The sequence below is a fragment of the Pseudomonas sp. G5(2012) genome (assembly GCF_000408945.1).
GTDB lineage: Bacteria > Pseudomonadota > Gammaproteobacteria > Pseudomonadales > Pseudomonadaceae > Aquipseudomonas > Aquipseudomonas umsongensis.
The window spans coordinates 74,109-87,990 of record NZ_APIO01000047.1 but is presented as its reverse complement, the minus strand read 5'-3'; the positions used below and the strand labels follow the sequence as shown (position 1 = coordinate 87,990).

Here is a 13,882-nt window from a genome sequence, read left to right as displayed (position 1 = left end):
CACGATGAAATTCCGCGACAAAGTCGTACTGGTCACCGGTGCCGGTCGAGGCATGGGACGCGCCATTGCCCTGGCCTATGCCCGCGAGGGCGCCAAAGTGGTGGTGTCGGCACGCACTCCTCGATACGGCAAAGAAACAATCGAGCAAATCAAGTCCCTGGGCGGTGAAGCCTGCCTGGTCGGTGGCGACATCGCCGATCGCGAGGCGATCAAGTCAATGGTGCAGGGCGGCGTAGAACATTTTGGCTCCCTAGATATCGTGGTGCATTGCGCCGCTGACACCAGTCACGGGCTGATCGCCGAAATGGCCGATGACACCTTCGATCACATCGTGCGCAGCAATATCCAGTCGTTGTTCTGGCTGGCCAAGGACAGCGCGCCCTACCTGTCCAAAGCGGTGGACAAAGGCCGGCTGATTTTCATCTCCTCTGGTGAAGCCAACCGCAAGTACACACCACGCCTGATTGCCTATGGCTCAAGCAAAGCCTTCATGAACGCCTTTGCCCGCGGCCTGGCGGTGGAGTTCGGCGCCATGAATATTCTGGTCAACGTTATAGAGCCCGGGCTGATTGGCACTGACCACATGCTGGAAACCCTGGGCGATGAACTGCCGCACAAACTCGCCGCACATTTCCCGGTCGGGCGCCTGGGCGAGTCCGCCGACATTGCCAATGCCGTGATGTTTCTCACCTCCAACGAGGCCTCCTACATCACCGGCACGTCGTTGTTGGTGGATGGCGGCGCCACCATGATCGCACTGCCCAAAGTCGAAGAAATCCTCAAGGGCCATTAATCATGTCGCGCATCCGCGAAGGCGGCCTGCGCCGGGAGTGAGTTGATGACAACCGAGACACGCAACAATACGGTCCATGGTGGCAATGATTTTTCCGAGTTCAAGCGTGGCTGGCGCGTTGTCCTGCTGGGGCTGTTTGGCATTTGCACCAGCATCACCGCCGCGCTGCTGTATGCCTTCGGCACCTTGGTGATTCCGTTGGAACAGGCCTTTGGCTGGAGCCGTGGCGACTTGCAGGCTTCAATCACCTTTCTGTTCGCCGGCGTGGCGATCTCCACGCAGTTGGTCGGTCCGCTCTACCGCCGCTACGGCCTGCGACGAGTCGCGATTTTTTCTATCGTGCTGCAGATAGTCGGTTACTTCGCCATTACCCGGATCCAGGGTTCCATTGGCTGGTTGTACCTGGCATTTTTCAGCATGCCGATCGTCTGTGCCGGCACGATTGCGATTACCTGGACCCAGTTGGTCAACCTCTGGTTCGAACGCAACCGTGGCCTGGCGCTGGCGGTGATCCTGTGTGGGACGGGGTTGATGGCGATGATCCTGCCGCCATTGTTGTCGCGGCTGATTGCCGCCTACGGCTGGCAAGCTGGATTCATTGCCCTGGGGGCGATGCCCTTGCTGTTTACGCTGCCGTTGTCGTTGATGTGGTTGCGCATGCCGGCACAACCCCTCAACACTAATGCGAGCGCGCAGAAGGAGCTCCCGGAGCTGAGCGGAATGTCTTTCAAACAGGCATTGCATTCAGGGATGTACTGGGGTTTTAACGTCGCCTTGATACTGTCGGTGTCGTTGACGGTGGGCATGGTCACCAACATCGTGCCGATGCTGCAAAGCAAGGGTTTGAGTGCCCAGCAAGCCGCGCAGATTTTCAGTACGTTCGGCATTTCCATCATCGGCGGGCGGTTGTTAGTGGGGTACCTGCTGGACCGCTTTTCACCTTCTTTGGTGGCTGCGGTGAGTCTGGCGCTGCCTGCGTTGGGCTGTGCGATCTTTCTATTTGGTGGGGCGCAGAGCACACTGCTGCTGGTACTTGCCACCCTGTGCATCGGCGCCAGCGCCGGTGCTGAATTCGATCTGGCGGCCTTCCTGATGGCACGCTATTTCGGCCTGAAGGACTACGCGCGGATCTTTGGCTTGCACCTGTGCCTGATCACCATCGTTTCCGGGCTGGTGCCCATGCTGTTCGGTCATCTTTACGACGTATACGGCAGCTATTCAGCGGTGCTGGTGTGCTGTTTCTGCTGCGCGATCATTGGCCCCAGCATTCTGCTGTGGCTGAAGATGGAACCGGCATTCCTGGCACGTCAAGAACCTGCAGCAACGGCAGCACGCCTGAACCCTACCCGAGGATGAACAAGAGATGAGCATGGACAAACACGCAATCGAGCACTTCCTGCACGGTCAGATCGACTGCTGGAACAGAGGCGACAAAGAGGGCTTTTTCGCTCATTACCGCAGCGTCTCGGCCAATGGCTTGAGTATCGAATACGTCGGCAAATCACAGCACGATGCCTGGCAGGTCCTGGAAGGCATGTGGGCGCAACAGCAACCGAAGATTCGCGTCGAGGTGCGACAGTGCATTGTCAATGGCGATGAAGCTGCGTGCCATCACCTGAATGCCTTTCGCGAGCAGGAAGGAGGCATAGAGACGATCGAGCTGTATCGGTTCGAAGAAGGGAAGCTGTTTGTTCGTTACTTCATCAATCAGTAATGGGGGACGCACAGCCTTGTCAAAAGGCTGTGCGCACTGGCGACCTATAGGCCATCGGTGGAATAGGAAAGCTGTCGCCACAGTTCGATTTCCGCGAGCATGGTGTTGAGCTTGTTGCTGATTTGCTGATAGGCGTCGGAGCCTGCCAGGTAACGCAACGGCGGATGTTCACTATTGGCCAGGAGCACCAACGCGTCCCCCAGTTTCGCCGGATTGCCGGTTTGCTGGTGGTTATACGCGGCCGAGGCGCTTTTGACCTTGGCGGTGAATGCGGCGTAGTCCTCAAGCGTGCGTGTGCCAAAGACCGCGGAGCTGGGGTCGAGAAAGTCGGTACGGAAAACCCCCGGCTCCACCAGCGTGACCTTGATGCCGAACTGAGCCACTTCCAAGGCCAGGGATTCGGAAAAGCCTTCCACGGCAAATTTCGACGAGCAGTACAGCGCCGCTCCACCCATCCCCACCACACCGCCCATCGATGACACGTTGAAGACGTGACCTGTGCGTTGCTTGCGCATGACCGGCAACACGGCGCGGCAGACGTTGAACACACCAAACACGTTGGTTGCGAACTGCTTGTCGGCATCGCTGGCGAAATTGTCTTCAAAGGGAGCCAGTTGGCCATAGCCGGCATTGTTCACCAGCACATCGATTCGGCCAAAACGTGCGACCGCAGTCTCTACGGCAGCCAGTGCCTGGGCTTCTTCGGTCACATCCAGGGCCACTGCTAAAACGCGCCCGGCGTATTCGGCGAAGACCTTTTCCAGCGGTTCGACACGACGGCCAGTGACCACCACGCGGTCGCCGTCGGCCAATGCGGCTTTGGCAATGGCGGCACCCAGGCCGCGGGCCGCACCGGTAACAAACCAGACTTTATTCATTGCATCGCTCCAGTCGTTGTGCAAAAAAAATGCCGCGTCAGCTTGGAGGCGGGCGCGGCTGTGGGCTTTACCTGGCCGAGCGCGCTCAGTCGCGGTTGGCCGCTTCCCAGGCTTTCAGGTCGAAACCGTCGGCGGCGGCTTCGGCTGCCGTCAGTTTGGGCGCCCGGGCAAGGATCTTGCGCGCGGCCATGTGATCGCCCATGCGATTGCAGGACTCCACGGCCACCAGTCGATCATTGCGGAAACACAGCACGGAAAGCTGCTTGTCCTTGGCAGAACCAAGGACCACCGTGCTGTCGTAGCCGTGGGAGAGTCCGGCAATTTGCAGCTTCAGGTCGCCCTGATCGGTCCAGAACCAGGGCAGGGCGCTGTAGGGCGCCGGCTTGCCCATCAACCTTGAGGCCACTGCGCGGGCCTGGTCGATGGCGTTCTGCACCGACTCGAGGCGGGTATGTTGTTCATCGTTTTGCAGGCAAGGGAAACTGGCAACATCGCCCAAGGCGGAGATTCGCGGGTCGGAAGTGAGCAGGTTGGCGTCGACTTTGATGCCGTTCTCGATGGCCAGGTCCGCTTCGGTCGCCAGTTGCGCGTTGGGGATCACTCCGATACCGAACACCACCAGGTCGGCGGGCAGGACGCGCCCGTCAGCGGTTTGCACGGCGCAGACCTTGCCGTTGTCGCCATCGATGCGGCTCAAGCCCTGGCGGAAGTCGAAATGCACACCCCACTGTTCATGTGCCTGGCGGAACAGCTCTGACATCTCCCTCGACACCGCACGCGCCATTGGCCGCTCAGCAAGCTCCAGCACATGAACGTTAGCACCCAGTGCTGCTGCCACTGCTGCGAACTCCAGGCCGATGAAACCCGCGCCAATCACCACCACGTTGCGCGCGGCTTTCGCCAGCGGTGCCAGGGCATCGGCATCGGCTTTGGTCTTGATGCCGAATACTTGCGGCAGCTCACCGCCTGGCACCGGCAACGGGCGGTTGTGCGCCCCGGTGGCCAGGACCAGATGGTCATAACTGATTGCATCACCGCTGGCTAGAACCACGCGACGGTTCACTCGATCAATGGCTGTCGCCTGGTTATGCAACAGCTCAATACGCTGGGTCGCATAAAACTCGGCTGGCCGGAATAGCAGATTGGTCTCCTGGATCTTGCCCAGGAGGTAGGCCTTGGATAAGGGGGGGCGCTGGTACGGCAGGCCTGGCTCATCGCCAATCAGGGTAATGCGCCCGTCATAGCCTTCCTGACGCAAGGAGGCAGCGACCTGAAAACCGGCCTGGCCAGCACCGACGATAACGACTGAGGCGAGGGTCATGGGAGCTCCTTCAAGCACATTCAGAATTGCGACGACGGCAGGTGCAGAACCATGCCGTCCATCTCTTGGCTGATGATCAACTGACAGCTCAGGCGGCTGTTGTCACGGCGTTCGAAAGCGTACTCGAGCATGTCGTTTTCCATGCCTTCGGGCGCTTGGACTGTGTTCAGCCAGGCCTCGTCGACATAGGCGTGGCAGGTGGCGCAGCTGCAGGCACCACCGCAATCGGCAGGAATGCCCGGCACCGAGGCGAAGGTAGCGGCCTGCATCACCGATTGCCCGATGTCGCCTTTGACTTGATGGGCGGTGCCGTTGTGTTCGATAAACGTCAATGTGGGCATGTTCTGCTCCGATTCTTGTTGGGGAACTCAGGATTGACTGGGAACTGTTTGTGCGTTGAAACGCGGCACTCGCCCCAGGGTCAGTAACAACAAAGGGCCGATCAGGCAGCAAGCGGCGCTGTAGACCAGCATCGCGGTATATGAGCCGGTGCGTGCCAACAGATAGGCGAAGAGCAGCGGCGCCAGCGCCGAGGCTACGGTGTTCAAACCCTGATGGACGCCAAACAGACGTCCGTACTCGCGCAAACCGAAGTAGCGGGCAATCAGGAAAGCGGCAATGTCGAATTCTGCCCCGGCGCCAAAACCGACCAGTACGGCCGCCAGCAGCAGGGGGGCGAATTCGCTGGTCGGGCTCAGGTAGATGAAACACCCGACGGCGGGCAAAACCAGGCTGAGCGCGGACACCGCTGGCGGCCACAACCGATCGAGCAGGTAGCCGATCAACATGCGGCCGAAGATCAGCGAGATACCAAAACCACTGAAGATGGTGGCGGCTTGCGCAGCGGACAAACCTCTGGCTTGCAGCATGGGCACGGTGCTGGTGACCATGCCGACAATCGAAGAAATCACCAGGCCGAGTGCCAGGTTGCAGGTCCAGAATTTCAGCGAGCCCATGCCTTCACGAAAGCCCATGCCGGGCAATTGCTCCAGCGCACTGGCGTCATCACGGTTGCCCTGGGCAACGGGGAGCTTGAACCACAGCAGAATCAGCGGCAGCAGCACCAACAGGTTGAGCAGCGCGAGAATCACGAAGGCCGCGCGCCAGTCCCATTGTTCAATGCCCCACGCCATCAGGCGGGGAATGGTTGCGGCGGTGACGCCAGTACCGGACAGCCCGATGGCCAGTGCCAGGCCACGATTTTTGTCGAACCACAGGCTGATCAATTGCGTCCAGGTGACCGCCAAAGCGCCCATGCCGATGATGGGCAGCAACGCGAAGGCGATGTACATCGACCAGATCGATTGGGTCAGTTGAGTGGTCGCCAGGTAGCCGAGCGACAACAACAGCAGGGAAATCACCGTGACGCGCTTCATGCCGTAGCGCAGGTTGAACCAACCCACCAACTGCAAGGACACCACGGCGCCACCAAACAGGAAGGTGATACAGGCCTGCAGTTCGCTTTTACTCCAGCCAAAGGCATCGCCCAGCGGCACGACCAGGGTGCCGAAGCCATAGAGTAGGGCGGCATTGATGCTGATGGCGACACCGGCGACAGCCAGAATCAGGATCTTCCAGCTTTGCCGGAATTCATGAAGATCAATGGCCGCTTCGTTTTTGGACGGGTGCATGAAGTTGGCTTCCTTATAGGTTTTGTTGAGCCAAGCACTGCTTTGGATGGTGATGTGGACCACCGCCAGCAGATTCTTTGAACAGAATCTGGTTTTTTATTCAGAATAAAATCAGGATTTCCGCTTTGTCCAGCACTGCTATCTGACTCACGGACAAACGAATTTCCTGCGAAACACTTACCATTGAATCAATCTGGTCCGGCCGTGTTCAACATGGGGGTAGCGAGCCCGCTCCCCCGGCGAATCCATGTGTGGCACAGAGGTCCTTCAGGTGACTCCAGCATATCTGCGTTAAAAACTAATTGCACATAAAATAAATAAGTGTTCATAATTTGCTGTGACTGGACCTGATAAGGAGAAAAAAAGTGAGTTCAGAAAAAGCGCAATTCAAAGCCGTGGCGGACCGTAGCCGCTGCTGTGGGTACGGTTTGTGTGCCGCGATCTGCCCCAGCCTGTACAAACTTGATGCCGACGGCCTGGTGTACATGGACGATGCCCGTGTACCACCAGAACTGGAGGAGGAAGCCCGTGAAGGGGCTGCTGCCTGCCCGGCAGAGGCCATCTGGCTGGAACCCATCACCCCTGAAGACGAAGCCGTTTAATGGTGCGAGCGTCAGCCGCAACGTGATAACCACTGAGGTGAGGATGTGCTGATGGGACGTTTAAACAATAAAGTCGCATTGATTACCGGGACCGGCGGAGGCCAGGGCCGCGCTGCGGCGCTGCGTTTTGCTCGCGAAGGGGCGATTGTGGTCGGCTGCGACTTCAATGCCGAAGGACATGAAGAGACGGCAGCCTTGATGCGAGCCGAGGGGTTCACCTTGTATGGCTCGGCGCCCGTCGACCTGGGCGATCACGAACAGGCTAAGACCTGGATCGATGCCGCCGTCGCTGAGCACGGGCGCATTGACGTCCTCTACAACAACGCTTCCGCCGCACGTTTCGGGCTGGTCAGCGAGATGTCGATCGAAGATTGGCAGTTCACCATGCGCAACGAAATCGACCTGCTGTTCTATACCACCAAGTACGCCTGGCAGCACTTGGCCGAGCAGCGAGGAGTGATCATCAACGTGTCGTCTACCGCGGCCTGGGGCGGTTCGAAAGTCGCCGGTATAGCCGCGCATTCGGCCGCCAAGGGCGCCGTGGTGTCCTTCACTCGCCAGTTGGCCGTGGAGGGTGCGCCGTTCGGTATTCGTGCGGTCAGCCTGAGCCCGGGGTTTGTCGCCACGCCGGGTACCCGGCCGTTTCTGGACGACCCGAAAATGCGCGCCATGCTGCTGGACGGTGTATTGATGGACCGTCCCGGCGAACCCGAAGAAGTGGTGGCCATGGCGGTATTCGTCGCGTCGGATGAGGCTTCGTTCATTACCGGTTCTGACTTCGTCATCGACGGCGGGTTACTGGCGGTCTGACACACGCAGCGTCGGGGCAGGTGCCACTGGCACCCTTTCATCTCGAACAATAACAAGGTGAATAACGTGGACATCATCGGTATCGGTTACATGGGCTTCGAAACCCCCAATCTCGAGGCGTGGCGTGAGTACGGCCCGCAGGTGATGGGCTTTGGTATCGGCAAGAATCCCGAGAGTGACCCTGAGTCGCTGTATTTCAAAATCGACGATCGCCGTCACCGCTTCGCATTCCATCCGGGCAAAGTTGACCGAATTGCTTATATCGGCTGGGAAGCGGTGGGGCGCATGGCGTTCGAGGACGGCATCAAGAAGTTGGCCGCGGCCAATGTCGAATACTCCCGTGGCGATGCACAACTCTGTGAAAAACGTGGTGTTCGCGAGCTGGTGCGCTTCCGCGACCCGGTTGGGTATCAGCACGAACTCTTTTACGGGCAAAAATGGCTGCCGCGCTCGTTCCAGCCAGGGCGTCCACACAGTGGTTTCCTGGCCGACGAACGTGGGGCAGGCCACGTGGTGCTGATCACCCCGGACTACACGCCGGAACTGGAAGACTTCCTGCTCAACGTCATGGGCTTCAGCTGGTATGGCGCCGGCGCGGGCAAAGGGCGCACCGGATTCTTCCGTTCCAAACTCAATCACCACACCAGTCATGACATTGCTTACGGCCACGGCCCGGGACGCATGGGCGTGCAACATGTCGGGCTATTTGTGCGCAACGTGCGTGATGTCGGTGAAACCTACGACATCGTGCGCCAGCGCGAACTGCCGATGATGATGACCCTCGGTCAGCATGCCCAGGATCCGCACCTGTCGTTCTACCATTTCAACCCGTCAGGCTTTGCCTTCGAGACCATTGCGGAAATCGAGCCATGGCAAGGCGACCCTTACGAGTTGAATCCGGAAAAGCTCAGCCTGTGGGGCCACGAAATGGTCGGTCCGATTCTCGGGGCTAGCGTCAAGACACCGGAAGAAGTGCTCGACGCCGAATATCTGCCCATCTACCTGGCCAGACGCTGAGATGCGTCTGGCTCGGGTCGAGGTAGCCGGGCAGGCGTTCTGGGCGTTATTGGATGCGCAGTCGGATCGCCTGCGGCGGATCAATGCGCCATTCACCCAGTGGGCCGGGCTGGGAGTGCAGCTCGCGCCGGATGCCCTTGACCTGACTGGCGAATGGTTGCCCTTGTCGGCTGCGCGCCTGCTTGCGCCGCTGGAACCGGGCAGTCGGGTTTTTGGTGTGGGCCTCAATTACCTGAGCCACCTCAAGCGTCTGGGCAGTGATGCGCCGGCGCACCCGCTGGCGTACATGAAACCTGAGTCGGCGCTGGTTGGTGCTTATGATGAGATCGATTACTCGCCGCTGACCACCCAGCTCGATTACGAGGTGGAACTGGTCGCTGTCGTGGGCCGGCCGTTGCTGGATGAGCCCAATGCCAGTGCCTGTCTGCTGGGGTATACGGTGGGAAATGACATCAGTGCGCGGGATGCCGGCAAGCAGATTGGGCGCCTGGACCTGTTGACCCAGAAGGCCATGGACCGCACCACGCCTGTAGGTCCATGGATTGTGACCGCAGATGAGTTGGGTGTGTCAGGGCAACCCGCACTGGATATGCGCCTGAGCGTCAACTATGAAACGCGGCAGCAGGACAACACCCGGCAGATGATCTTTGCCCTAGATGAGCTGCTCAACTATCTGGATGCGCGGATCAGTCTGCGTCCGGGTGATCTGGTGTTTACCGGTTCCTCCCACGGTGTGGGGCTGGAGAGCGGGCGTTTTCTGCGGCCGGGTGATCGGGTCGAAGCGGAGATCCAGGGCATCGGCCGACTGCGCAACACCATTGCTCATCCACGCCGGCTTAGCCCTGCGCGTTCGGTGGGGCGACTGGGCCAACCGCTGGTTGATTAAGCGCAGATTTCTACAGATACAAACGCCGAGGATTGATGATGAGCGAGGGGTCGGCGTGGGCGCCGTTCAGCAACAAAGCATTCCGCGGCTTATGGCTGGCAGGCGCAGTGGTCAATATGGCGATCTGGATGCAGACAGTTGCCGCGGCGTGGATCATGACCACATTGACCACGTCTGCGGCGATGGTCTCGCTGGTGCAAACCGCCGTGACCCTGCCGGTGTTCCTGTTTGCCTTCCCGGGCGGCGTGATTGCCGATCGGGTCGATCGTCGCAACTGGCTGATCATTACCCAGTGCATGATGCTGTTCGCCGCGCTGGTGCTGTGCGGGCTGGCGTACAGCGCACATCTGGAAACCTGGGGATTGCTGGCGTTTACCTTTGTCCTGGGCACCGGCAGTGCCTTGGGGATGTCGGCGTGGATGGTCACCATGGTCGGTGTACTTTCCCGCGATCAGGTACCTGCGGCCGTGTCCTTGAACGGCATTTCCATCAACGCGACCCGCGCTTTGGGGCCAGCGCTGGCCGGTGCGTTGATTGCTTACTGGAACACCACTTCGGTGTTTCTGGTCATCGCGCTGTGCATGTTCTTGGTGCTGCTCTTCCTCTTTCGCCTGGTACCCAACCCGCCAGCCGTGGGCTTGCCACCGGAAACCCTGACGGGAGGCATGCGCAGCGGCCTGCGTTATATCCGTCATTCGGCGGTATTGTTCAGCGCCATGAAGCAGGTGTTGGTATTCACCAGCTGCGCCAGCGCTTTGTGGGCATTGATGCCCCTGGTAGCCAAGCAGGAATTGGGTATGGACGCCGGCGGTTACGGCTTGCTCATGGCGTTTCTTGGCGCGGGCGCCGTGCTGGCGGCGCTCAACTTGCCACGTCTGTATCGAGTCATGAGCATGCGTCATCTGCTGGTGTGCGGTGCCATCGCCTTTGCCCTCGCGACCCTCACCGCCGCGCTGTCCCATAACCGCTATGGGGTCTGCGCAATGATCTTGCTTGCAGGGTTTGGCTGGATGGCGGTCAATGCGACCATTTCCACGGTTGTGCAGACGTATGCCGCCAATTGGGTTCGCGCACGGGTCGCATCGGTCTATGTGTTGATCCTCATGGGTTCGATGGCCGCCGGCGGTGCGATCTGGGGGGCGCTGGCCGAGTACGTGGGACTGAGCCAGAGCCTGTTGCTTTCTGCGCTTTTGTTGCTGGTCGGCATTCTGTTGACCCGTAACGGTCGTGTGGAGCTGGGTCAGGAGGCAGATTTCGCCGAAGTGCAATTGACCGACAAACTTCAGCTGGCCAGCCCAGTGTCCCATGCCGATGGACCGGTATCGGTAGAGATCGTGTACCAGGTGACGGCGCCGGACTGCGATGACTTCCTGGCTGCCGTGTACGCAGTAGGCAAGGCGCGCCGGCGCAACGGTGCGCAGAACTGGCGACTGTACCGCGACATGGCCAACCCGCAGCTCTACAGCGAGCGATTCATTGTCGAATCCTGGCTGGAGTACTTGCGCCAGCAGACGCGGGTGACTCAGGCAGACCATATCCAGGAGCGTCTCATCGAACGTTTTCGTCGCGAGGACCTGAAAACCCGCCGGCTGATCCATCAACCTCTGGTCAGACAACCGGGCTGAAATGTTCGAATAATTCCCAGACAAAACTTTACGGCGCGATTCATTCTCAGGCTAGAATGGCGACACTATAAAGTGACTGGATTGGGCATGGACTTCACCGACGTCAACGACAACAACAAATCAGCCGGCGCAACACTCGTCAAACCCGTTTCCAACGCGATACGCATCCTGCGTTACCTCAGCCAGGTGGGCACACCGGAACGCTCGGTGGACATCGCCCGACAACTGAAGATCAATCCCAGCACCTGCTTCAACATCCTGCGCACGCTGGTGCAAGAGGACGTGGTCGACTTCAGTGCCATGTCCAAGCGTTACTCCGTGGGCCTGGGCCTGGCGCGTCTGGTCGAGCAATTGGTCACCCAGGGCCACCGCGTGCAGATGGCCAAACCCCTGCTGCAGAACCTGGCCGCGCGCCAGCGGGTAACCATCACCCTTTGGCGCAAGATGAGCCCCGACCGCATCGTCATTGTCAGCTCCGCTGCCAGCCCGACTGATGTGCGCATCGACATGGCCGAAGGTCAGCGCCTGCCGATTCTGATGGGCGCCAGCGGGCGTTTGTTCGCCACTCAGATCGACCTCGACGATCCCGAGGTACAAAGCAGTTTCGATACCATTCGCTGGGCCCAGCCGCTGTCGCTGGAGGTTTTCCGGGAAGAAGTCCGGGTCGCTGCCGAGCGTGGTTGGGCAGTGGACGACGGGCATTTCTCGGGTGGGATTCTTGCCGTCGCGGCGCCTGTGTACTCACCGACCCACAGCATCGACTTCACCGTTTCCGCGGTGATGTTCCGCGGGCAGCGCGATGAAGAGGGCCTTGCCGAACTGGGCAAGGCACTGATCGAGTTCTGCAGCGAAGTGGCCGGCGTACTTTACTGAGCCATGCCGTTACTCCCGGACCAGCAGCAGGCTGCCCCCCAGCGGGCCGCCCCCTGCGGCTACCGTGCTGACGCGGTGCTCGCGGGTTTGCCGCCCTTCGGCACGGCCCCACAGTTGCAGGCAGGCTTCATGCACGTAACCCAGGCCATGGGTGCGTCCACCGGATAGTTGTCCGCCGTTGGTATTGATTGGCAAGCTGCCATCCAGTGCGATGCGTGTGCCACCCTCGACAAACCTGCCGCTTTCCCCGACGGGGCACAGGCCCAGGGCCTCGAGCCAGATCAGGGTCAAAATCGAAAACCCATCGTACAACTGCGCAGATTCGACATCCTGCGGGCTGTAGTCAGTGCGTGCCCACATCATCTGACCGACATCGAAGGCAGCCATTTTGGTCAGGGAGATCTGGTCCCAGGACCAGGGCTGGTTCAATGCAGCTCCCATGGCCTCGATGCGGATCGGCTGGTTGGGTTGATCCTGGGCGATATCCCGGCGCGACAGGACGATGGCAGTCGATGCATCGCAATGCACGTCGCAGTCGAACATGCGCAGCGGAGTGGAAATCATCCGCGACGCCATGTAGTCCTCCATACTCATCGGCGTGCGAAACACCGCCTTGGGGTTGCGCATGGCGTTCTGGCGACAGGTCAGGGCTATCTGTGCCAGCTGCTCCGGTCGGGTGCCGTATTCATGGAAATGGCGTTGGGCATACAGCGCCATCAGATTGGTCGCCGATAACACATTGAAAGGCGTGAACCACTGCCAGGCGTAGCTACTGTCGCGCCCCTGGGTTTTGTTGGTCAGGGCACTCGCTTGCTTGTTGACCAGGCGGGCCGACGCTTCGGTGATGGTGCGAAACACCAGTACGTGCTTGCACAGGCCCGCCGCAATCGCCATGGCACCATTGATCACGCCAGTGAGGGGGCCGGGGCCTTCGTAACCGCCGCCGAACCAGTTGACGTTGAGTCCAAGAGCGCTTTTCAGTGCGCTGGGGCCGACCGGCGAAAACGCGTCGCCATTGTTGTTGTCACCCGGCCAGCAGCCCACGCCATCTATATCGCTGCGTTGCAGCCCGGCGTCGGCTATCGCTTCCAGGCAGGCTTCGAGGGTCAGGCGCATGGCTGACTTGTTCGACGGTCGGCCGACTTCCGATTGGCCGATGCCGGTGATGGCTACGTCTTTTTCATAACGATGATCGAACATCACTGATCCTTCTCGAACAGAGGCAACCAGACATCCTCGACATTGAGGAAGCTGACTCGTACCGGCATGTCGATATGCACATCCGTGACCGGCAGGCCCACCACGTTGCTCACGAATTGCAAGCCGGGTTGTTCCACCAGCTCGACGATTGCCACCACATAAGGCTCCACAAGGTCAGGGGTCCAGGCCTGGTGGTTGATGGTGTAGCTGAGCACCTTGCCTTTTCCGGACACCGCTTCTGGCGCCACGTCAAAGCTTGCGCAATGCGGACAGAGCGGCGCGGGCGGATGGAAATACTGGGTGCAGGCCGCGCAGCGATGAATGAGCAGTTCGCCCTGTTTGCCGCCTTGCCAGAAAGCAAGGTTGTCGGCGTTGAGTGCAGGAAGTTTTCTAGGCATCAGCGGTCCGCAGGTGAGTGTTTGACTTGAAGTCATACGGTATCATTTGAACATATTTTATAAAAGTGTCATATATTTGTACCGACGAAGGCGCGAATCGAACCTTCGCACCGTAAAACAACAACAAGAGGATT

At 59.7% G+C, this 13,882-nt stretch carries 15 protein-coding genes; 9 read left to right on the top strand and 6 right to left on the bottom strand.

What is annotated here, in order from left to right; all coding sequences use genetic code 11:
* Positions 1 to 4 precede the first annotated feature (4 nt).
* From PG5_RS16370 to PG5_RS16360, 3 genes are read left to right on the top strand one after another with little or no spacing between them, the layout of a single operon-like run.
* Positions 5 to 793 (top strand): SDR family NAD(P)-dependent oxidoreductase, encoded by a 789-nt coding sequence (locus PG5_RS16370; RefSeq protein ID WP_020798225.1) that lies wholly within the window; start codon positions 5 to 7, stop codon positions 791 to 793.
* A gap of 45 nt (positions 794 to 838) precedes the next feature.
* Complete coding sequence (locus PG5_RS16365; protein WP_020798224.1) at positions 839 to 2,149, top strand: MFS transporter; 1,311 nt, start codon at positions 839 to 841, stop codon at positions 2,147 to 2,149.
* Between the two features lie 7 nt (positions 2,150 to 2,156).
* A complete protein-coding gene (locus PG5_RS16360) occupies positions 2,157 to 2,507 on the top strand; it encodes a nuclear transport factor 2 family protein (protein WP_020798223.1) in 351 nt (116 codons plus the stop codon).
* Between the two features lie 44 nt (positions 2,508 to 2,551).
* Here PG5_RS16360 and PG5_RS16355 read toward each other — a convergent pair whose 3' ends face one another.
* From PG5_RS16355 to PG5_RS16340, 4 genes are all read right to left on the bottom strand, one after another.
* Complete coding sequence (locus PG5_RS16355) at positions 2,552 to 3,385, bottom strand: oxidoreductase (RefSeq protein ID WP_020798222.1); 834 nt, start codon at positions 3,383 to 3,385, stop codon at positions 2,552 to 2,554.
* Between the two features lie 85 nt (positions 3,386 to 3,470).
* Entirely contained in the window at positions 3,471 to 4,706 is a 1,236-nt protein-coding gene (locus PG5_RS16350; protein ID WP_020798221.1) for an NAD(P)/FAD-dependent oxidoreductase, read from the bottom strand.
* 20 nt (positions 4,707 to 4,726) lie between these two features.
* Positions 4,727 to 5,047 carry a 2Fe-2S iron-sulfur cluster-binding protein gene (locus PG5_RS16345; RefSeq protein WP_020798220.1) on the bottom strand — a complete coding sequence of 107 codons (321 nt, stop codon included), beginning with the start codon at positions 5,045 to 5,047 and terminating at the stop codon, positions 4,727 to 4,729.
* Positions 5,048 to 5,074: 27 nt separating this feature from the next.
* Positions 5,075 to 6,337 (bottom strand): MFS transporter, encoded by a 1,263-nt coding sequence (locus PG5_RS16340; RefSeq protein WP_033041598.1) that lies wholly within the window; start codon positions 6,335 to 6,337, stop codon positions 5,075 to 5,077.
* 365 nt (positions 6,338 to 6,702) lie between these two features.
* Between PG5_RS16340 and PG5_RS16335 the strand changes: the two genes are divergently transcribed.
* The 6 genes from PG5_RS16335 to PG5_RS16310 all read left to right on the top strand — a co-directional run bounded on the left by PG5_RS16335 (position 6,703) and on the right by PG5_RS16310 (position 12,150).
* Positions 6,703 to 6,939, top strand: a complete 237-nt coding sequence (locus tag PG5_RS16335; RefSeq protein ID WP_007942510.1) for a ferredoxin — start codon at positions 6,703 to 6,705, stop codon at positions 6,937 to 6,939.
* A 51-nt stretch (positions 6,940 to 6,990) separates the two neighbouring features.
* Complete coding sequence (locus PG5_RS16330) at positions 6,991 to 7,749, top strand: SDR family NAD(P)-dependent oxidoreductase (protein WP_020798218.1); 759 nt, start codon at positions 6,991 to 6,993, stop codon at positions 7,747 to 7,749.
* A gap of 66 nt (positions 7,750 to 7,815) precedes the next feature.
* Positions 7,816 to 8,766, top strand: a complete 951-nt coding sequence (locus PG5_RS16325; protein WP_020798217.1) for a 2,3-dihydroxybiphenyl 1,2-dioxygenase — start codon at positions 7,816 to 7,818, stop codon at positions 8,764 to 8,766.
* A 1-nt stretch (position 8,767) separates the two neighbouring features.
* A complete protein-coding gene (locus tag PG5_RS16320; RefSeq protein WP_020798216.1) occupies positions 8,768 to 9,652 on the top strand; it encodes a fumarylacetoacetate hydrolase family protein in 885 nt (294 codons plus the stop codon).
* Positions 9,653 to 9,690: 38 nt separating this feature from the next.
* The gene (locus PG5_RS16315) at positions 9,691 to 11,277 is read left to right on the top strand and encodes an MFS transporter (protein WP_020798215.1); all 1,587 of its coding nucleotides are present in this window, start codon (positions 9,691 to 9,693) and stop codon (positions 11,275 to 11,277) included.
* Between the two features lie 87 nt (positions 11,278 to 11,364).
* Positions 11,365 to 12,150 carry an IclR family transcriptional regulator gene (locus PG5_RS16310; RefSeq protein WP_020798214.1) on the top strand — a complete coding sequence of 262 codons (786 nt, stop codon included), beginning with the start codon at positions 11,365 to 11,367 and terminating at the stop codon, positions 12,148 to 12,150.
* A 9-nt stretch (positions 12,151 to 12,159) separates the two neighbouring features.
* On the opposite strand, the gene PG5_RS16305 is transcribed toward PG5_RS16310, so the two are convergent.
* Together PG5_RS16305 and PG5_RS16300 are read right to left on the bottom strand one after the other, a co-directional pair.
* On the bottom strand, positions 12,160 to 13,350 hold the full coding sequence (locus PG5_RS16305) for a thiolase family protein (protein WP_020798213.1): 1,191 nt from the start codon (positions 13,348 to 13,350) through the stop codon (positions 12,160 to 12,162).
* Entirely contained in the window at positions 13,350 to 13,748 is a 399-nt protein-coding gene (locus PG5_RS16300) for a Zn-ribbon domain-containing OB-fold protein (protein ID WP_020798212.1), read from the bottom strand. The genes PG5_RS16305 and PG5_RS16300 overlap by 1 nt, the downstream gene beginning before the upstream one ends.
* Between the last annotated feature and the right edge of the window lie 134 nt (positions 13,749 to 13,882).

Excerpts from the sequence above, each read along its gene's own strand:
- PG5_RS16370 (WP_020798225.1), top strand. The coding sequence starts at position 5 with ATGAAATTCCGCGACAAAGTCGTACTGGTCACCGGTGCCGGTCGAGGC.
- PG5_RS16365 (WP_020798224.1), top strand. The coding sequence starts at position 839 with ATGACAACCGAGACACGCAACAATACGGTCCATGGTGGCAATGATTTT.
- PG5_RS16360 (WP_020798223.1), top strand. The coding sequence starts at position 2,157 with ATGAGCATGGACAAACACGCAATCGAGCACTTCCTGCACGGTCAGATC.
- PG5_RS16355 (WP_020798222.1), bottom strand. The coding sequence starts at position 3,385 with ATGAATAAAGTCTGGTTTGTTACCGGTGCGGCCCGCGGCCTGGGTGCC.
- PG5_RS16350 (WP_020798221.1), bottom strand. The coding sequence starts at position 4,706 with ATGACCCTCGCCTCAGTCGTTATCGTCGGTGCTGGCCAGGCCGGTTTT.
- PG5_RS16345 (WP_020798220.1), bottom strand. The coding sequence starts at position 5,047 with ATGCCCACATTGACGTTTATCGAACACAACGGCACCGCCCATCAAGTC.
- PG5_RS16340 (WP_033041598.1), bottom strand. The coding sequence starts at position 6,337 with ATGCACCCGTCCAAAAACGAAGCGGCCATTGATCTTCATGAATTCCGG.
- PG5_RS16330 (WP_020798218.1), top strand. The coding sequence starts at position 6,991 with ATGGGACGTTTAAACAATAAAGTCGCATTGATTACCGGGACCGGCGGA.
- PG5_RS16320 (WP_020798216.1), top strand. The coding sequence starts at position 8,768 with ATGCGTCTGGCTCGGGTCGAGGTAGCCGGGCAGGCGTTCTGGGCGTTA.
- PG5_RS16315 (WP_020798215.1), top strand. The coding sequence starts at position 9,691 with ATGAGCGAGGGGTCGGCGTGGGCGCCGTTCAGCAACAAAGCATTCCGC.
- PG5_RS16310 (WP_020798214.1), top strand. The coding sequence starts at position 11,365 with ATGGACTTCACCGACGTCAACGACAACAACAAATCAGCCGGCGCAACA.
- PG5_RS16305 (WP_020798213.1), bottom strand. The coding sequence starts at position 13,350 with ATGTTCGATCATCGTTATGAAAAAGACGTAGCCATCACCGGCATCGGC.
- PG5_RS16300 (WP_020798212.1), bottom strand. The coding sequence starts at position 13,748 with ATGCCTAGAAAACTTCCTGCACTCAACGCCGACAACCTTGCTTTCTGG.